This is a genomic window from Agrobacterium vitis (genome assembly GCF_014926405.1).
Classification (GTDB): Bacteria; Pseudomonadota; Alphaproteobacteria; order Rhizobiales; family Rhizobiaceae; genus Allorhizobium; species Allorhizobium vitis_H.
In genome coordinates, this window is the sequence record NZ_JACXXJ020000005.1 from 1,287,792 (window position 1) to 1,306,473 (window position 18,682).

20 protein-coding genes are annotated in these 18,682 nt (G+C 57.3%); 10 read left to right on the forward strand and 10 right to left on the reverse strand.

What is annotated here, in order from left to right; genetic code table 11:
- Positions 1-44: 44 nt before the first annotated feature.
- Together cckA and IEI95_RS17140 are read left to right on the forward strand one after the other, a co-directional pair.
- On the forward strand, positions 45-2,663 hold the full coding sequence (gene cckA, locus IEI95_RS17135) for a cell cycle histidine kinase CckA (RefSeq protein WP_015916180.1): 2,619 nt from the start codon (positions 45-47) through the stop codon (positions 2,661-2,663).
- A gap of 284 nt (positions 2,664-2,947) precedes the next feature.
- Positions 2,948-3,820, forward strand: a complete 873-nt coding sequence (locus IEI95_RS17140) for a DUF3313 domain-containing protein (protein ID WP_139191471.1) — start codon at positions 2,948-2,950, stop codon at positions 3,818-3,820.
- A 56-nt stretch (positions 3,821-3,876) separates the two neighbouring features.
- On the opposite strand, the gene IEI95_RS17145 is transcribed toward IEI95_RS17140, so the two are convergent.
- A complete protein-coding gene (locus IEI95_RS17145; RefSeq protein ID WP_156536165.1) occupies positions 3,877-4,437 on the reverse strand; it encodes a TetR/AcrR family transcriptional regulator in 561 nt (186 codons plus the stop codon).
- A 330-nt stretch (positions 4,438-4,767) separates the two neighbouring features.
- Here IEI95_RS17145 and IEI95_RS17150 point away from each other — a divergent pair, with 330 nt between their 5' ends.
- The 5 genes from IEI95_RS17150 to IEI95_RS17170 all read left to right on the forward strand — a co-directional run bounded on the left by IEI95_RS17150 (position 4,768) and on the right by IEI95_RS17170 (position 10,662).
- Positions 4,768-5,241 (forward strand): (2Fe-2S)-binding protein, encoded by a 474-nt coding sequence (locus IEI95_RS17150; protein WP_194416816.1) that lies wholly within the window; start codon positions 4,768-4,770, stop codon positions 5,239-5,241.
- Entirely contained in the window at positions 5,241-6,224 is a 984-nt protein-coding gene (locus tag IEI95_RS17155) for an FAD binding domain-containing protein (protein WP_156538130.1), read from the forward strand. Before IEI95_RS17150 ends, IEI95_RS17155 begins: the two co-directional genes overlap by 1 nt.
- Positions 6,221-8,512 (forward strand): xanthine dehydrogenase family protein molybdopterin-binding subunit, encoded by a 2,292-nt coding sequence (locus IEI95_RS17160; protein WP_156536167.1) that lies wholly within the window; start codon positions 6,221-6,223, stop codon positions 8,510-8,512. The genes IEI95_RS17155 and IEI95_RS17160 overlap by 4 nt, the downstream gene beginning before the upstream one ends.
- A gap of 74 nt (positions 8,513-8,586) precedes the next feature.
- On the forward strand, positions 8,587-9,519 hold the full coding sequence (locus IEI95_RS17165) for an XdhC family protein (protein ID WP_156536168.1): 933 nt from the start codon (positions 8,587-8,589) through the stop codon (positions 9,517-9,519).
- 132 nt (positions 9,520-9,651) lie between these two features.
- Positions 9,652-10,662, forward strand: coding sequence for an IS30 family transposase (locus IEI95_RS17170; RefSeq protein WP_194416817.1), 1,011 nt, complete (start codon positions 9,652-9,654; stop codon positions 10,660-10,662).
- 118 nt (positions 10,663-10,780) lie between these two features.
- Here the strand turns inward: IEI95_RS17170 and IEI95_RS17175 are convergent, their stop codons facing one another.
- Both IEI95_RS17175 and IEI95_RS17180 read right to left on the reverse strand, forming a co-directional pair.
- The gene (locus IEI95_RS17175; RefSeq protein WP_180605777.1) at positions 10,781-11,368 is read right to left on the reverse strand and encodes a DUF1349 domain-containing protein; all 588 of its coding nucleotides are present in this window, start codon (positions 11,366-11,368) and stop codon (positions 10,781-10,783) included.
- 100 nt (positions 11,369-11,468) lie between these two features.
- On the reverse strand, positions 11,469-12,224 hold the full coding sequence (locus IEI95_RS17180; protein WP_156536471.1) for a metallophosphoesterase: 756 nt from the start codon (positions 12,222-12,224) through the stop codon (positions 11,469-11,471).
- Between the two features lie 338 nt (positions 12,225-12,562).
- Here IEI95_RS17180 and IEI95_RS17185 point away from each other — a divergent pair, with 338 nt between their 5' ends.
- Complete coding sequence (locus tag IEI95_RS17185) at positions 12,563-12,850, forward strand: hypothetical protein (RefSeq protein WP_234891182.1); 288 nt, start codon at positions 12,563-12,565, stop codon at positions 12,848-12,850.
- A gap of 13 nt (positions 12,851-12,863) precedes the next feature.
- Here IEI95_RS17185 and tgt read toward each other — a convergent pair whose 3' ends face one another.
- The 5 genes from tgt to coaD all read right to left on the reverse strand — a co-directional run bounded on the left by tgt (position 12,864) and on the right by coaD (position 16,846).
- Complete coding sequence (gene tgt / locus IEI95_RS17190; RefSeq protein WP_070164716.1) at positions 12,864-13,994, reverse strand: tRNA guanosine(34) transglycosylase Tgt; 1,131 nt, start codon at positions 13,992-13,994, stop codon at positions 12,864-12,866.
- A gap of 2 nt (positions 13,995-13,996) precedes the next feature.
- Entirely contained in the window at positions 13,997-15,055 is a 1,059-nt protein-coding gene (queA, locus tag IEI95_RS17195) for a tRNA preQ1(34) S-adenosylmethionine ribosyltransferase-isomerase QueA (protein WP_194416818.1), read from the reverse strand.
- Positions 15,056-15,134: 79 nt separating this feature from the next.
- On the reverse strand, positions 15,135-15,644 hold the full coding sequence (locus tag IEI95_RS17200) for a peptidylprolyl isomerase (protein ID WP_041696653.1): 510 nt from the start codon (positions 15,642-15,644) through the stop codon (positions 15,135-15,137).
- 101 nt (positions 15,645-15,745) lie between these two features.
- Entirely contained in the window at positions 15,746-16,324 is a 579-nt protein-coding gene (locus tag IEI95_RS17205) for a peptidylprolyl isomerase (RefSeq protein WP_015916167.1), read from the reverse strand.
- Between the two features lie 27 nt (positions 16,325-16,351).
- Entirely contained in the window at positions 16,352-16,846 is a 495-nt protein-coding gene (coaD, locus tag IEI95_RS17210) for a pantetheine-phosphate adenylyltransferase (protein WP_087728323.1), read from the reverse strand.
- Positions 16,847-17,065: 219 nt separating this feature from the next.
- On the opposite strand from coaD, the gene IEI95_RS29630 reads away from it, so the two are divergent.
- Positions 17,066-17,191 carry a hypothetical protein gene (locus tag IEI95_RS29630; protein ID WP_267889559.1) on the forward strand — a complete coding sequence of 42 codons (126 nt, stop codon included), beginning with the start codon at positions 17,066-17,068 and terminating at the stop codon, positions 17,189-17,191.
- 122 nt (positions 17,192-17,313) lie between these two features.
- Positions 17,314-17,466 carry a hypothetical protein gene (locus tag IEI95_RS17215; RefSeq protein WP_156536474.1) on the forward strand — a complete coding sequence of 51 codons (153 nt, stop codon included), beginning with the start codon at positions 17,314-17,316 and terminating at the stop codon, positions 17,464-17,466.
- A gap of 285 nt (positions 17,467-17,751) precedes the next feature.
- On the opposite strand, the gene sufA is transcribed toward IEI95_RS17215, so the two are convergent.
- Both sufA and IEI95_RS17225 read right to left on the reverse strand, forming a co-directional pair.
- Complete coding sequence (gene sufA, locus IEI95_RS17220; RefSeq protein WP_194416819.1) at positions 17,752-18,138, reverse strand: Fe-S cluster assembly scaffold SufA; 387 nt, start codon at positions 18,136-18,138, stop codon at positions 17,752-17,754.
- Between the two features lie 141 nt (positions 18,139-18,279).
- Positions 18,280-18,660 carry an SUF system Fe-S cluster assembly protein gene (locus IEI95_RS17225; protein ID WP_015916164.1) on the reverse strand — a complete coding sequence of 127 codons (381 nt, stop codon included), beginning with the start codon at positions 18,658-18,660 and terminating at the stop codon, positions 18,280-18,282.
- Positions 18,661-18,682: the final 22 nt, after the last annotated feature.

The window sequence follows — 18,682 nt, forward strand, 5'->3', positions numbered from 1 at the left end:
AGGCGCCGGATAACAAGGCAAATGAACGCCGAGATGAGGACCGAATGACAAACCAGCAGCAGACAGACGAAAGCGTAGGCCCGCTGGTGGATCGCAGGCCGAGTAGCGGGGCCGCGTTTCGCATCGTCATCCTGGCCTTTGTTCTGCTGGCTGCCGCCGCCGCCTTCGTGGTCTTCAAAAACTCGCTGGATAACCAGATCGTGCTGGGGGTGCTCGGCGTCCTGGCCATTGTTGGTATTTTCTTCCTCGTCTCGGCGATCATCGGTTTTATCGAAGTCATGCCGCAGACGCCCTCGGACGGTCTGGGCCGCGCCTTCCTCGACAGCCAGAGTGAGGGAACGCTGGTCACCGATCCGCGTGGGCACATTATCTATGCCAATGCCGCCTATGGCCGGATGACCGGCGTACGCAGGGCAACAGATGTACAGACGCTGGAAGCGCTGTTGTCTCGCCATCGCGAGGCTGGTGAAGCACTTTACCGGCTGATCAACGGCTTGCGCGAGGACCGGGACGGGCAGGAGGAATTTCGGCTGCTGAAGCCGCTCGGACCGTTTTCAGACAATGGTTCCGGCGCGCATTGGTACCGGTTGCGGGCTCGCCGTCTGGTGGAAAAGGGGCCGCATAAAGGCCTTCAGATCTGGCAGATTGCCGATATCACCGCCGACCGTGACGACCAGGAGCGGTTTTTCAAGGAATTACAGAACGCGATCGATTACCTCGATCATGCGCCAGCCGGCTTCTTTTCGGCTGGCCGCAAGGGCGAGATCTTCTATCTGAACGCCACCCTGTCGGAATGGCTCGGCATCGATCTCACGCAATTTTCGCCAGGCGCCATCTACCTCAAGGACCTGGTTGCGGGCGAGGGCATGGCGCTTATCCAGTCGGTACAGGCCGAACCAGGCCTGTCGAAGACCGCGACTCTCGATCTCGACCTGCGCCGGGCTGATGGCCGCAGTTTTCCCGCCCGCCTTGTCCATAGGGTTCGTTCGGCCCGCGATGGCGCGCCGGGGGAGAGTCGGACGATCGTGCTGGCCCGTCAGGAAGTCATTGCTGGTGACCGTTCGGATTCCTCGGCCTCCATGCGCTTTACCCGGTTTTTCAACAATACGCCGATGGCAATTGCCTCGGTGGACGGGCAGGGGCGCATCCTGCGCACCAATGCGCCTTTCCTGAAATTCTTTTCCGATGTCGTTTCCCGTGATGATATCGACCGCAAGATCCGGCTGGATGCCGTCCTGCATGATAATGAGCGTCCGGTTTTCGCCGAGGCGCTGTCGCAGGCGCGCGACCGGCAGGTAGACATTGCACCAATTGATTCGCGCCATCCGCTGGATGACATGCGTCATTTCCGGTTCTACGTGAACGCGGTCATCGACCAGAGTGACGAGGCGCCTGAAGAGGCGGCCATCGTTTACGCGGTTGACGTCACGGACCAGAAGGCGCTGGAAACCCAGATGGCCCAGACGCAGAAGATGAATGCTGTCGGCACGCTGGCCGGGGGCATCGCCCATGACTTCAACAATGTTCTGACCGCCATTCTTCTGTCCTCCGACCATCTCCTGCTTCAGGCGCGACCTTCGGATTCGAGTTTTGCCGATCTGATGGAAATCAAGCGCAATGCCAATCGCGCCGCCGTTCTAGTGCGACAATTGCTGGCCTTTTCTCGCAAGCAGACCATGCGCCCGACGGTGCTGAACCTGACCGATGTGATCGGCGACCTGCGCATGCTGGTCGACCGGCTGATCTCAGGCACCAATGTCAAGCTGCATGTGGATTACGGACGGGATCTTTGGCCGGTCAAGGCGGATCTCTCTCAATTCGAACAGGTGCTGATCAATCTCTGCGTCAATGCTCGCGATGCCATGCCGCAAGGCGGCAATATTACCATCAGCACTCGCAATGTCACCGGTGTCGAAGCGGCCGCCTATAATCACCGCGGCCTGCCGCATGAGGATTTTGTGTTGATCGAAGTGGCCGACAGGGGCACCGGCATCGCGCCTGAGATCCTCGACAAGATCTTCGAGCCGTTCTTTACCACCAAGGATGTCGGCAAAGGGACCGGGCTTGGACTTGCCATGGTTTATGGCATCGTCAAACAGTCCGGCGGCTATATCTATCTGGAATCGGAGGTTGGCGAAGGCACGACATTCCGGATTTTCCTGCCGCGCCATATTGTCGAGCCAGTGGTGATCGATGCGACCCTTGCACCTGGCGCGCAAGCCCAGCAGGGCAATGGCCGGGTTCTGGCTGCGTCCGAGTCCGAAAACTCCAAGGAGCCAGACGACCTGACAGGCAAATCCGCCGTGGTTCTGCTGGTGGAGGACGAGGACGCCGTGCGGCGCGGCGGCAAACGCATGCTGGAAACCAGGGGCTATACGGTCCACGAGGCCTGTTCCGGCGTCGAGGCGCTGGAAATCATGGAGGAACTGGAAGGCAAGGTCGATATTGTCGTTTCCGACGTGGTGATGCCGGAAATGGATGGCCCGTCGCTGTTGAAGGAATTGCGCAAGACCTATCCGGATATGAAATTCATCTTCGTTTCTGGCTATGCCGAGGATGCATTTGCGCGAAACCTGCCTGCGGATGCCAAGTTCGGATTCCTGCCGAAGCCCTTCTCCCTCAAGCAATTGGCCATCGCCGTTCGCGAAATGCTGGATGCCTGAACCGACTGTAGATTGAAGATAGGAAGATCAATCACGCGCTCGATGAGGCGCGTGATTGTGCGCGGATCGAGAGTTGAACGGCATATTTGGTGTGCCTCTGTTGCTTTAATTAAAAACCTTTATTCATGATAATTATATTCGTGCTTGTCGCATAGAACACCGCGAAATTGCCTTGAATCGATTTCTATAGAAGGGGCCACTGACCTTGGCTTCGACATCTTTTTTGGATTTGCGAATCGATCACGACATATGGTGCCAAGGCTTGAAGAAAAGGTCGTTATTTTATGACATATATGCTTGCCTGCGCCCTTGCCCGTCGCGAGGCTAAACCTGCAAGTCGCCTGGGCTTTTCAGTGGTTTTACCTTTGGCCGTGGCTCTTGGTCTTTCCGGCTGCGGATCAGTTCCATTGACGCAATCGGGCTCGCTCAAGTCCTATGACAAGCTGGGCCCGGTCGAGGGCAAGCTCAGCAAATCGCGGGTGTTTCTGGATGAACGGAGCCTTTTGACGGCCCGCTCAATCGCCATTTCACCGACGAAATTATCGCCGCAGGCGCGCGCGAAGCTCCATGAGCAAGGCAGCGACCGGCTGGTTTCCAACGCGCTGGATCGGGCATTGTGCATTGATCTCAGCGACAGGTTTCTTGTGGTTCGCCCCGGCGAACCTGCCGATTTGACCGTGCAAGCGGAGATTACCGACATTGTTCCGACCGGCAAGGTTGCCGCTGGTGTTTCCAAGGTGACAACGCTTGGAACATCCGCCGTCCTGCCGGTCGGTATTCCCCGTCTTCCGATCGGTCTCGGCGGCCTTGCGGTGGAAGCCGAAGCGCTTACCCCGCAGGGAACACAAGTCGCGGCAATCGTCTGGTCCAGGGGTGCAAACTCGATAACCAATGGTCCCCGCGTTTCCGAAGTCGGCGATGCCTATGGTCTGGCCTCAGCCTTTGCCGGCCAGTTTTCGCAGATGCTGCAAAAAGGCCAGAAACCTTCCGGCATCAATCTATCCTTGCCATCAGGGCAAAAGCTGAAATCGGGACTGGGCGGCGCACCCAAGAATGCCGCCTGCGAAGCCTTCGGCCGCGCACCGGGCATTGGCGGAATGGTTGGAACCATGGTCGGCGCGCCGCCATCCTGGTCGGACAAAGCCGGCAAGCAGTAACGCATACTATCGAGCCTGGAAGCTGATTATCAGTTTCCAGGTTTTAGTCCACGCCATCAGCTTTTGGATGGGCTTTTGTGGCGCAATCCATCCATCAGCAATCCGATCAGCCGATGTGAACGGTCGCGCCATTCCGGGGTGTCGGGCATGGAATAGATACTGGACAAAGCGTGCAGCAGGTCAGCCTCGCCAATATCGTCGCGGATAAGCTGCTGTTCCTGCGCCTTTGTCATCAGCCGGGCTACCGCATCGCGGATTAGGCCAGACCCCTCCGCAAACAGGCTGGAATTGGAGTTCATAAGAATTTTCAAACTATTGGCCATGCCGCGTTTGGTGGCGATATAGCCCACGAAGCGCCGCATCCATTCCTCCAGCGCGATATCGGCGGGCAGCGTGGTCGCAAGCTCCGTCGCTGCTTCTGCCAGGCTTGACAATTCGCGCCGGTAAACCGCCTCAACGAGATGTTCGCGCGTTTGAAAATGGCGGTACAGCGTGCCGATGCCGACACCTGCCTGCCGGGCGATATCCTCAAGCGAGGTTTCAACGCCTTTTTCAGCAAAGGCGAGGGCGGCCACCTCGACTAATTTCTCCCGGTTTCGCTGGGCATCCGCACGCATTTTGGGTGCCTTCGGCGAAGATGTGTTCGAGGCAGCCGATGCCAAAATTCTGCTCCGGGACAATTGGGGCTTGACGAAAGACGACAAACCTCTAGTTTAAACGGAGGCTCCTCCGGTTAAGGGGGCCTTCCAAGTCATAGTCCAGAAGAGGGGAGGATGTCATGTTAAAAATAGTGCGCATCCCCCGTCCTTCAAGTCGGCATCATTTCTGACAGCCAAGGCTGTCCACCATCGCCTTTGAAAATTTTTCGTCCGAGACGGCAAGCCCAATGCGTTTAAGCAAACGCATGGTGCCTATTCACTCTTTTAAGCGACAGCACGGAGCTTATCATGTCAGGAACACTTCATCTCAGCTTGACCATCAATGGCGCTGTTCACGAATGTGACGTCGAGCCGCGCGTGACCTTGCTTGACGCGCTTCGCGAGCATTTGTCGATGACCGGCACCAAGAAGGGCTGCGACCAGGGGCAGTGCGGCGCCTGCACCTGCCATGTCGATGGCAAGCGGGTCCTGTCCTGCATGATGCTGGCAGCACAAGCGGAAGGCCATGCGATCACCACGATAGAAGGCATTGCATCGCCAAATGGCGAATTGCATCCGGTTCAAACAGCTTTTCTGGAACAGGATGCCTTTCAATGCGGTTATTGTACACCCGGCCAGATCATGTCGGCTGTGGCGTGCATCCACGAGGGTCATGCGGGATCGGATGTGGAAATCCGCGAATATATGTCTGGAAACCTCTGTCGATGCGGGGCCTATAACAGCATCGTGGCGGCGGTGCGTGACGCGGCGGAGGCCGCATGATGAAGAGCTTTTCCTATAGTCGAGCATCGTCCATACAAGCAGCTCGGGAGGCAACGCACCAACCAGAAACAGCGCTGCTGGCCGGTGGTACGAGCTTGCTTGACCTTGCCAAATCCGGTGTTGCGGAGCCGGATAATGTCCTCGATATCAGCCATCTGGCCGGACTTGGCACCATTACCGTGAACGAAACTGGAGCCACCATTGGCACCTTGGCCAGAATGTCCACCGTGGCCGATCACCCTGCCATAAAGACGCGCTATCCGGCTGTTGCGCAATCGCTGTCTCTGGCGGCGTCGCCCCAACTGCGCAACATGGCGACGGTTGGTGGCAATCTCATGCAACGCACCCGCTGTTCCTACTTTCGTGATCCAGGCACATTTGCAGCCTGCAACAAGCGCGCACCGGGTTCCGGCTGTTCAGCCATCGGCGGCGTGACCCGTAACCATGCTGTGCTTGGCACCAGCGATCTCTGCATTGCCAGCTACCCCGGCGATCTTGCTGTGGCGCTGACCGCCTTTGGTGCAACGGTGGATTTGGGGGAGCGGCAGATCGCTATCGACGACTTCTTTTTGCCCTATGGCGATGCCCCGCATCTCGAAACCCTGTTGAAGCCAGGGGAAATGATCCTCTCCATCACCATTCCGACATCCGCTGCGGCTGAAAATTCCACTTATCTGAAGATCCGCGACCGTCAGTCCTACGAATTCGCCGCAGCCAGCGCTGCCGTTGGTCTTGAGCTGGAAGAGGATGGCCGCACGATCCGGGATATTCGCATTGCGCTTGGTGGCGTGGCCAGCAAGCCTTGGCGGGTCCGCGACGTTGAGCAGGCGCTGATCGGCAAGCTGCTGGAGCCGCAAACCGTCGAGCAGGCCAGCCGGCTTTCGATGGAAGGTGCGGTGTCGCAGGGCGATAATCACTACAAGATCCAATTGGCGCCGCGCGTTATCGCCCGCGCCGTCCTCACTCTGGGAGGTCTCGCATGACGATAGTGACAGCACGCAAGCACGGCGATGCCGCCGATGGTGCGGTCGGTGGCCGTCTTTCACGGTTCGAAGGACAGAGAAAAATCACTGGGGCTGCCACCTATGCGCTGGAATATCCGGTGGAAAACCCTGCCCATGCGGTGCTGGTGCAGAGCACGATCGCGTCCGGTCGGGTGGTGTCTGTTGATACATCCGCAGCGAACGCTGCACCGGGCGTATTGATGGTGCTGACGCCGCAGGATGATCTCGGTCTGATCACTGCCTCCGATTGGTACGGAAATCGGCCCGATAACCAGCCCTATTATCCCTTGTCGAATATAGTAACCTTCAATGGTCAATCGATTGCAGCGGTCATCGCCGAAAGCCGGGAGCAGGCAGCCGAAGCAGCCAAGCTGGTTCATGTGGTGTATGAAAAATCCATTGTAATCAATGGACTAGACGATCCAAATGCTGGTTCAGGCAAGCTGATGGATAATCTGAATGTTTCGTGGGGTGATGCCGAGGCGGCGCTGGCAGCGTCCGCAGTGCGCATCGAGGCTGAATATCGGACACCGCGCGAATACCATGTCGCTATGGAACCCCATGGCCTGACCGCCCAATGGGACGAGGACCAGTTGACGCTGTGGGAGCCGAGCCAATGGACCCACGGTATGGCACGCAGCTACGCTGAATGGTTCGGCCTGCCGCTGGAGAATGTCCGTATCGTTTCACCATTCATTGGCGGCGGTTTCGGCTCCAAGGCCGGGGCGCTGGCCTATGGCGCGGTGGCAGCAGCCGCAGCGAAAAAGCTGGGCCGTCCCGTCAAACTGGCCGTCACCCGGCCCCAGAATTTCACCAGTTACGGCGGACGTGCCGCGACGCGCCAAACCATCGCCTTGGGCGCAACCCAGGACGGGATTTTACAGGCAATCCTTCATCGCGGTGCCAGTGAGACATCCACCTACATGGACTATCCTGAGCAGACCGGCGCTGCGACACCGATTCTTTACAAGGTGGAGAATTTCAGTTCCGAGCATCGCGTCGTGCCGGTTAATACAGTGACACCAGGCGCTTTGCGAGGGCCGGGCAAAAATCCCAGCGCCTTCGGCATTGAATGCGCCATGGACGAACTGGCCGCTGCCATCGGTATGGACCCCCTGGAAATCCGCCTGAAAAACTATGCCGACCGCGATTATCAATCGGGCAAGCCGTGGTCCACGCGCCAATTGCGCGAGGCCCTCACCCAGGGTGCCGAGGCTTTTGGCTGGTCACGGCGCAGTGCTCAACCCCGGACCATGCGCGACGGACGCCAACTGATCGGCTGGGGTATCGGCTGCGGCACGTTTCCAGTCATCCGCGCGCCAAGCGAAGCGATGATACGCATTCTGGCGAGCGGGCGGGTTGAGGTGGTCAGCGGCGCCATAGACATGGGGCAGGGTACCTATACAATCCTTGCGCAGACTGCTTCCGAAGCGCTTGGCGTGCCTGTCGAGCAGATTGACGTTGTGCTTGGCGATTCCAGGCTGCCGGGATCGGCTATTGCCGGTGGGTCGATGTTGGCCGGGTCGATCACTGGCGCTGTCCACAAGGCAGCATTGGCCGCCCGTGACGAAATACTGGCGCTAGCCCTTAACGACGCCAATTCGCCATTCCGCGAGACCGGCGCCAATATTTTGACATTGAGCGATGGCCGGATTGCCATGTCACGCGGCGAGGGGCCTTCGATCACCTTGCCCGAGCTGATGACAGCCCTGAACCGCGATGAGATTGAAGTGCGGCGCAATACGTTGCCCGATGATGCCCAAAGCGCCGCCGACCACAAGGGCGCCTGGACCAGCATGGCAAGAGTGCAAGGCCCGACCATGGGCGACACGTCCATGCACAGCTGGTGCGCTCACTTCGTCGAAGTTCGGGTCGATGAGGATTTCGGTACGGTCCGGGTCTCGCGCATGGTTTCCGCCTTCGATTGCGGACGGCTTTACAATCCGAAAATGGTGGAAAGCCAATGGCGCGGTGGCATCATCATGGGTATCGGCCAGGCTTTGCTGGAGGAGGGGCTGGTGGATAGCCGCAATGGGCGCGTCGTCAACAATAATATGGCGGATTATCTCGTGCCGACCAATGCTGACATTCCCGATATCCGGGTTATTTCAGTGGGCATACCTGACTACGAAGCCTCTGCGCTCGGCGGCAAAGGGGTCGGCGAAGTCGGGATTGTTGGTGTCGCGCCCGCTATCGCCAATGCTGTCTTCCATGCCACCGGCAAGCGTGTCCGCGATCTGCCGATCACTCTGGAAAAGCTCATCTGAGGAAGACTTCCCGTAAATACCGTCGGCGCTACCTGCGCCGACGGTATGGCGAAGGGAAAGAAAGTGGTGCCTGAATGAACAATACATCCCAAACAGCCTTCAGGACCTTGGTACCTGAAAGGGCATTTTCGACCGATAGTGCCGCGGATATATTACGGTTCGCGATGGACTGTCTCGACGGCGGGGCAGGCGTCGCACTCGCCACTCTTATAGAGATCCGGGGTGGATCCGCGCGTGCACTCGGCGCGCATATGGCGATCCGCGACGATGGCCGTTATTGCGGTTTCGTCTCCGGTGGCTGCGTCGAGGCAGCGGTGGCCAGTGAAGCGGTGGATGCTATTGGCGAAGGTGCGGATCGCCACGTATTGTTTGGCGAAGGATCGCCGTTTTTCGATATCGTGCTGCCCTGTGGCGGCGGCATCACCATCGCTATCCACGTTCTTCGCCACAGCGCGCCGATCCGCACCGTGCTTGATGGCCTTGAAAACAGGTCTCCAGCTGGTCTGCGCTACGAACCGTCGAAACAGGCCTTAACAGCAGTCGAAGCGCCGCAACGCGCCGGTTGGCAATGCGAAAATTTCGTCACGGTCTACCGCCCAAAGGCGCGGGTTTTTCTGTCTGGCCGATCTATCGAAGTCGATACGACAGCCAGGATCGCCGAGGCTGCGGGCTATGAAGTTTATCGTCACGATAACGCCAACCTTGAGCCGGATGTCAGCCGGATTGATGCAGATACGGCAGTGGCGCTTCTGCACCACGATATCGATTTGGAAATACCGGTTCTTCAGGCAGCACTTGGCGCTGAGCCTTTCTATCTCGGCGCGCTCGGCAGCGCCAGAACCCATGCACGGCGGATGGAACGGCTGCGAGACCTCGGATACAGTGAAACCGACTTAGCCCGCATCAAATCACCCATCGGCATCTTCAATAGAGCTCGAGATGCCCAGTCCTTGGCATTGTCGGTGCTGGCTGATCTTGCCGCCACACGAGTTGCCCGGTTCGGGTAAATCTCACTCTTTGGATAGCAATTAGTTCCATAATCTATCTTATCTAACTCTTGTATGTAGAGGGGGTGGGTTCAAGGATGAAGTGCGACTTGCAATAGATAACAAAGGTTTATCGTTTGCAAGGAAGCTGCAATGAAACGCACCTACTCCCATATCGACTTGGACGAACGCCGTAAGATCGCTCGCTGGCGTATGGCGGGCCAGAGTATTGAGATGATCGCCGAGACACTCGGTCGCCATCGCTCGACGATCTTTCGTGAAATCAAGCGGAATACGTTTATCGATGAGGTGGTCCCGGACCTCAATGGCTATTACTGCGTCACGGCGCATGACATGGCTTGCGAACGGCGGGCCAAGCTGCGGAAGCTGGCGCGCTTTGCGAATGTGAGGCAGTCTGTGATCGACCGGATCATGCATGGTTGGTCGCCCCAGCAGATCGCCGGTCGCATGCGGCTGGAACAGCATCCGATCTTTGTCAGTCACGAGACAATTTACAAGTTCGCATACTCGGCCGACGGTCATGCCATCAAGCTGTGGCGTCACCTGCCGGAGCATCGAGCTAAGCGACGACCACGACATGCAAGACGTAAGCATGGTCAAAGGTTTGGCCCGGAACTCAACATTCTGCATCGTCCGAATGTCGTTGCTGAACGCAAGCAGTTCGGACATTGGGAATGCGATCTGATTCAGTTCCGGAAGAAGTTCGGCAAGGCCAACGTGACATCGCTTGTTGAGCGGGTGAGCCGCTTTACGATCTTGCTACGTAACAATGATCGCCAGTCCCGCCCGGTCATGGATGGCATCATCCAGGCGCTGAAGAGCCTCCCTCACCTCGCCCGCCGATCGATGACATTTGACCGAGGCACCGAATTCACTGACTGGCCGTACCTTCAGGCAGGCATAGGCACGCAAACATGGTTTTGTGACCCACAATCGCCCTGGCAAAAAGGAACGGTCGAAAATACCAACCGGCGAGCGCGAAAATGGCTTTCGAGAGACGTCGATCCCTTGTCCGTAGCCGACACCGATCTGATTGAGATCTGCAATCAACTCAATCAGACACCGCGTAAATGCCTCGGCTACCGAACGCCGGCTGAGGTCTTCCGCAAGAAACTGCTCGCGCAGATGCGACATGCCAGGTAGCTTGAAAGCCACGCAGGTCGCACTTCGGCGTGAACTCACAAGGGTGGGATCTCTTTTCAAATGCAACTAAGGTCTAAAAACGGTTCCGATCGGTAACGTGGAACGCTTGGCTGCACTGCTACGCTGTAAGGTCATGAAGATCGGTCGTTATCGCCGCGCCTATTGTGAACTCTGAGAACCGAACATCCAGTCCACCTCGTTCCGGCGTACACGCAGTCAAGCCGACGAGATAACGAGAAGCCTCTGGAAACGGAGCAAGACGCAGTAGCGGCCACACACTGCCATCTGACGATGCCTGAATGCGCATCGCGCCTTCCTTCAGTGTCACCCGAATATAGAAATCTTCGAGCTCTTTGAAAGGCTGGGATACTGACCAGTCAGATTTCCCATCAGTGATGACCGTACTCAGGAAGCGTTCTCCATCGGTGAATTCCACACCTGTCTTGACCCAACGACTTTCGTCAATGCGCACCATAAGGCCAGCTTGGTCATAGAGTGACCGGAACTCCCCCTGGACGCGGACACACGCCGTGAAACCATCATCAACGGAAATACCGAGGAAATGCCCGCTGTCGCGCGTAAATCCGTAATGGGTCTTACGCCAGAAATCAGTGTTCGCATCCGTCGTTAGAGTAAGGCCCGTTTTTGTGGCCTGCCACACTGCCGGTTGATTGAGCCAGTTGGCCTCTTTGAGATTAACGTCCACGAGTTTTCCTCCTTAAATTGACCTTCGCCCTCCGGAAGCCATTGTGCTGGACGTGAGCGACCGGGAGATCCGCGCTCTGTGCGAACAGCACAAACGTCCTCTAGACATCACCCACATGCATCAGCATCCGTGCAGCAATGTTGCGCTCCGAAGGATAGCCGAAGGCGTTGTTGATATAGGTACGTCCGTCCTTGATGATACGGCGGTTGAGATGGCTGTGGCCGTAGATATGCAGGTGCGAGCCGAGAGCCGCGATCCTGTCTTCCAACCGGCTGGAGCCAAGCACTGGATAAAGGAATCGGTATTTTTCCGGCATACGCTCCGGCATCAGGTCGATGCGTGGCAGGAAATGCGAGAAAGACAGGATCGATGAAAATCCTGATGTATCTGGTTCCGCATTGCCACTGTCAAAATACCGGCTGACCTCATCATCGGAACCGCCTTCCCAATCACAGCGCCGGTAATCCATCCAGGCCTGTTTGAGGATGGAGCCGGGCGGACCGAAAGAGTAATCGTACCAGCCCAGCAGCGGGACGATCAGCGTGTTGCCGAGTGCCAGTGGTGCCATGCCGATATCCAGATCGGCGCAGGCGGCTTTCAGCCGCTGGAACTTGTCGAAGGATGAGCCCTGCCCTTCGGCATCAACCCATAGATCATGATTGCCCGGCACATATAGAACCTTGAAAAATCGCTGGGCCAGGAGCTCCATGACCGTCTGAAACAGCGCCATGCCGTTTGCCACGTCGCCGGCAACGATCAGCAGGTCCTGCCGGTAGTTGTGCGTCGAGATCTGCCGGAGCCAGTCCATGTTCTCTTGATGGTCTGCGTGAAAATCCGATCCGACAAAAATCCGCATATGCTCTCCAGCTCGATCTGCTGTTCGTTCTCATGTCATTTTTGCCCATTTGCTTCACCCACCATCCGTGAGGACGAAACCAAAAGGGCTCTCGAAATTCACAATTAAACCACGCCAGCTATTACTCTTGTCCGTCTGCCAGCAACTTTAAATAAGACAACTGTGTCAAATGCCCAACTTAGACTTGATAACTCAAAAATACTCCCTGTAAATTTCAGGTATCTCACGAAAAAATCGGACTTAACGCGCTTTTATTTTTTAGCGAATCATAAGGTTTGTTATTCTGTTTTGGCGAATGAATCGCATTGATGACGGACATGTTTCCGGGGGCAAATGATATGTCTATTGAACACTTTCTCAGCAATGATTGGCTCAACAATGATTGGGAATCCTGGGCGCTGGAGCGCGCGCACAGGATCATGGTTCAGGAAGGCGCAAACCTTGTCAACGCGGCGCAGTGGCTCGACAAGAAGCAGACGGTGAAAACATCGCATCAATTGCGCGATGCCATCCAGCAGTCCCTGATCGAGGCCCTGGCCTTTCGGGCATCGCAGACCGCGATCTCATCCGTTCATCTGTCTGCTGTTTCTGTGTCTGGCCCACAGTCTAACATGGCAGAGCACTGATCAGATCAAACCTTTACGCCGCCTCGATATCACCCCGCGCCCAGCATTCCATGGTTTCGGCCATGAAGTCTTCAAACCTGCCTTCGGCGATTGACTGGCGGATGCCCTGCATCAGTTCCTGATAATAGGATAGGTTGTTCCAGGATAACAGCATGCCGCCCAGCGCTTCGTTGGAACGCACCAGATGGTGCAGATAGGCACGCGAGTAATCTCGTGCCGCCGGGCAGGACGATTGTTCGTCCAGGGGGCGTTTATCCTCCGCGTGGCGAGCATTGCGGATATTGACCTTACCGCGCCGGGTGAAGGCGAGGCCATGACGGCCGGAGCGGGTCGGCATGACGCAATCAAACATATCGATGCCACGCGCAACGGATTTTAACATATCGTCCGGCGTTCCGACGCCCATCAGGTAGCGCGGTTTTTCTGTTGGCAGCACCGGTAGGGTGATGTCCAGCATGCTGAGCATCACCTCCTGCGGCTCTCCGACCGCCAACCCGCCGACGGCATAGCCTTTCAGGTCCAATTGCTTCAGCCCTTCGGCGGAGCGAATGCGCAAGCCTGGTTGATCGCCGCCCTGCACGATACCGAACATCGCCTTCCCGGGCTGTTCGCCAAAGGCGACACGGCAGCGCTCCGCCCAGCGCAACGACATTTCCATGGCGCGCTCGATTTCACGCGGCTCAGCGGGCAAGGCGACGCATTCGTCCAGCTGCATCTGGATGTCGCTGTCCAGCAGCCCCTGGATTTCGATGGACCGCTCCGGCGACATGTGATGCAGCGAACCGTCGATATGGCTCTTGAAGGTAACGCCCTGCTCATCCAATTTGCGAAGACCGGAGAGCGACATGACCTGAAACCCGCCGCTGTCGGTCAGAATCGGCTGCGGCCAGCGGATCAGCTCGTGCAAACCGCCCAGTCTGGCAACACGCTCGGCGCCGGGGCGCAGCATCAGGTGGTAGGTATTGCCCAGAATGATATCGGCGCCCCCTTCCCGCACCTGATCGAGATACATGGCCTTGACCGTGCCGACCGTACCGACCGGCATAAAGGCCGGGGTGCGGATCGTGCCGCGCGGCATGGTGATTTCGCCAAGCCGCGCCTTGCCGCTGGTGGCTTTCAGGGTAAACGTGAACTGCTCGCTCATTGTTATTTGTCTTTCCGGAAGAGCAGGCTGGAATCGCCGTAGGAATAGAAACGGTAGCCGGTCTCGATCGCATGGGCATAGGCAGCCCGCATGGTTTCAAGTCCGGCAAACGCCGAAACCAGCATGAACAGCGTGGATTTCGGCAGGTGAAAATTGGTCATCAGCACATCCACCGCCTTGAAGCGATAGCCCGGCGTGATGAAAATGCCCGTCGCGTCCGACCAGGGCAGGAGACGGCCATCCTCGCTGGCAGCGCTTTCCAGCAGTCGCAGCGACGTGGTGCCGACACTGACGATCCGCCCGCCCCGCGCCTTGACCGCGTTCAGGGCCTCCGCCGTCTCAGCCGAGACATGGCCGATTTCCTGATGCATCTTGTGGTAGTCGGTATCGTCGGCCTTGACCGGCAGGAAGGTGCCCGCGCCGACATGCAGCGTTACGAAATGGCGCTCGATCCCGGCTTTATCCAGCGCCTCGAACAGGGCAGGCGTGAAGTGCAGACCGGCGGTTGGTGCGGCAACCGCCCCCTCTTCCCGCGCATAGATGGTCTGATAATCGGTGCGATCCTGGCCGTCTTCCGGGCGTTTCGCGGCAATATAGGGCGGCAGCGGGATATGGCCGACATTGGCAATCGCCCGGTCGAGATCAGGACCGGAGGCGGCAAATTCAAGATCGATTTCGCCCGCCTCACCTTTTTCCGCGACGTTTGCCGAGAGGCCGTCGAAGTCGATCACGTCGCCTTGCTTGATCCGTTTGCCCGGCCTTGCAAAGGCTTTCCAGCGATTGGCGGCAACGCGCATATGCAGCGTGCAGGACACCGGCGTGCGCTCGGCCCCTTCCCGGATGCGAACACCTTCCAGCTGGGCCGGAATGACCTTGGTGTCGTTGAAGACAAGCGCATCTCCTGCCCTCAGGAAGGACGGTAATTCGAAAACCTGGTGATCTTCCAGCATTGGCACCCCAGCCGGGCGAACGACCAAAAAACGCGCCTGATCGCGCGGATTGGCCGGGCGCAGCGCGATATTTTCGTCAGGAAGGTCGAAATCGAACAGGTCTACACGCATGATACCGCAACAGGGTTTGGAAACGCGAAAACCCGCCCCGGCGCCGAAGCACCGGAGCGGGCTGACAGAAAAGCCGAAATCAGGCGTCGGCGGCGACTTTCATCGAGATGATCGAATCCGGATCGGTGACCGGTTCGCCCTTCTTGACGGCGTCGATGACATCCATGCCTTCGATGACCTGGCCCCAAACGGAATATTGCTTGTTCAGCCAAGGCGCATCGGTAAAGCAGATGAAGAACTGCGAATTGGCAGAGTTCGGGCTCTGCGAACGGGCCATGGAGCAGGTGCCGCGCACATGTGGCGTGGCCGAAAATTCAGCCTTCAGGTCCGGCTTGTCGGAGCCGCCCATGCCAGCGCGGCCAGGGTTGAAGCTTTCGCCACCCTTCTTGCCGAATTTCACGTCGCCAGTCTGGGCCATGAAATCGGGAATGACGCGGTGGAAGACGACGCCATCATAGGCGCCTTCGCGGGCCAATTCCTTGATGCGTGCGACATGGCCGGGGGCCAGATCAGGGAAAAGGCTGATAACGACCTTGCCCTTGGTGGTTTCCAGGATGACGGTATTTTCCGGATCTTTGATCTCGGCCATGTTTTTCTCCTTGGTATTCCGATTTTCTCGGACTTTTAATGGTCATGCCCTCCTCGCCTTGCCCGGACAGGCTGGCAAGAGGGGCGATGTGTGGTGGTAAATTACTTCTTTCCGAGGGTGACTTTGATCATCCGGTCGGGGTCACTGACCTCACCATTGCCGCCCTGGCCGCGCTTGATCTTATCGACAAATTCCATGCCGGAGACAACCTTGCCAACTGCGGTATATTGGCCGTTCAGGAAGCTGCCGTCACCGAACATGATGAAAAATTGCGAATTGGCAGAATTCGGATCCTGGGAACGGGCCATGCCGACTGTGCCACGAACAAAAGGTGTCTTGGAAAACTCAGCGGGAATATTCGGCAGCTTGGAAGCGCCGGTGCCTGCGCGGCTCTTGTCGAAGCCGGATTTCATATTGCCATATTGCACGTCGCCGGTCTGGGCCATGAAGCCCTCGATGACGCGGTGAAAGGCGACATTGTCATATTGACCCTGGCTCACCAGCGTCTTGATCTGCGCGACATGCTTTGGTGCGACCTCCGGCATCAGTTGTACGACGACGGGGCCGTCCTTCAGCTGGATGGTCATGGTGTTATCACCAGAGGCGGCCTGGGCCATGGCGTTGGTGGCAAGGGAGGAAAGCGCGAGCAGGCCCGCGAAAGCAAGAGACATGAGTTTCATGAAGGCTCCGTAATTTCTCGGATCGGCTCAGGTTTTGAGCCGAGATTTCAATGCCCGCGACACCTGCGGGGGGACAAAGGCGCTGACATCACCGCCCATGGTGGCGATTTGCCGGACCAATGTGGCCGTTATAGGCCGCGAAGCCGTGCCGGCTGGCAGGAAGACCGTTTGTAGATCTGGTGCCATCTGCCGGTTCATGCCCGCAAGCTGCATTTCGTAGTCGAGATCCGAGCCATCACGCAGGCCGCGAACCAGAAGTGTCGCGCCATGCTGTCGGGCGGCATCGACGGCCAGACCATCGAAGGCAATAACCGAAACATCCCCTGCCCGCTCAGGCACGGCCTCTCCTAGGCTGGTCGCAATCAGTTCTGCGCGCTCCTCGAAGCTGAACATCGGCACTTTACCAGGATGAATGCCGATTCCGACGACAACCTTGGGAACGACATTCAGCGCCTGAACCAGGACATCCAGGTGGCCATTGGTCATCGGGTCGAAAGAGCCCGGATAAAAGGCAATTGTCATCGGTCCGCCCTCATCTTTTTATGCCCGCCTTTTGTCACGGACAGACTGGAACCGCAAGCGCCTACGGCCCCGGTTTTCACGGTCATTCCGTTCATATTTGTGGCCAGACCATCCCCTGCCTGCCCCATGAATGCCTGATGAACGGCACATTCAGGCCCGCTTCAAGGCCGGGTGTTTATACAGGGATCATGTTCAACGACAAGACCAAGAGAGCAAACAATGCTTGTAGTTGTTTTGAGTATCGCAATTGCTAGCGCATTTGTTCTTGAAGCATTGGTTGCTTGGTTTGATGAACATGAAGACGACTGCTTCGCATTTCTGGCCGCTCAGATGAACGCCAGATGAACGGAGTGTTAAGGGCAGCTTCAGCACGGCTTTTGTAAAAAGAGTGCACTGCTCACAGGAACAAGACGCGGTTGCAGCCATTGTTGCTGCAACTGACCCCGTCAAAACGAAGGACGAAACCCATGCTTGATAAAGTGACGATGATTAATCTGGTTTGGACTGCCATGATCGGCGCTATGCTGGCAACGAGCATTGGTTTTCACATGAACGAAGACCGCGCCCCTTCCAATTTCCGTACGTCGATTTCGCAGCCTTACCACAGCGCCAGCCGCTGATTGGAACCTTGGCGCAGGATTTTCGTTGAGGCTGGATAAGTGATGATCAGACACAAAGGAAAACAAGATGTTCTTGATTCTCGGCGTGCTCTCGGCTGCTATCAGCGCGATGTTTGTCTACTCTGTCGTTTCGACGATCTCTGCGCTACGTCGTGAGCAAGATGATTTGCGATCCCTGTTTAAATAATTGAATTCTACCCGGATCTATGAGAAACGCCTCGCCTTTCATCTGAAAGCGAGGCGTTTCTTTTTTTGACATTATTTTATGGCAGAAATAGGCTCTTATCAGACGTGGACTGCTTGTCGCTGTTTTGCCAGTTCGGCGAGGTCCGCTGCCTTCAACTCCACCGACTCGCCGCAGCCGCAGGCAGAGGTCTGGTTCGGATTGCGGAAGGTGAAGCCGGAGCGAAGCGTCGTGGTCTCAAAATCAATTTCCGTACCCAGCAGATAGAGCACAGCAGCTGGCTCCAGCCAGACGGAGGCGCCGTCGCGGGCAATCAGATCATCTTTAGGGTTCGGCTCCGTCACCAGGTCGATGGTATATTCCATCCCTGCACAGCCACCCTTCTTGATGCCGACACGAATGCCCTTGGCATCGGGACCAGAATTCTCGACAATTTCCTTGACGCGGGCTGTTGCCGCATCGGTCATGGTCATCACCGCAAAGCCCATAGGCTTTCTCCTTTTCACAGCCGGGTTCAAGGCCCGGTGTTTTTTAAAAGTGGGTTCGGTTTTTTAACCGGAACAGTGCCGGACAAAACCGGCATGTTGGCAATGTAATAGGCGGGTCGCCTTTCAGCAAGGCGCCCTTACTCAATACCAGCCGATGGAGACCTGCGCCTCTTCAGACATCCGGTCCGGTGTCCATGGTGGATCGAAGGTCATTTCCACCTGCACGCCGGAAACACCCTCCACCGAGCCAACCGCATTTTCCACCCAGCCTGGCATTTCGCCAGCCACCGGGCAGCCGGGCGCTGTCAGCGTCATCATGATCTTCACCATACGGTCGTCTTCGATATCGACCTTGTAGATCAGGCCAAGCTCGAAAATATCCGCCGGAATTTCCGGGTCATAGACGGTTTTCAGCGCCGAAATGATGTCGTCCGACAGCCGGGCGACTTCCTCCGGCGGGATGCTGGAATGAACGATGCCTTCGCGCGCATCCGGCTTCTCGTCATTTTTACTGGTATTCATATCGCTGACGCTCATGGTTTCA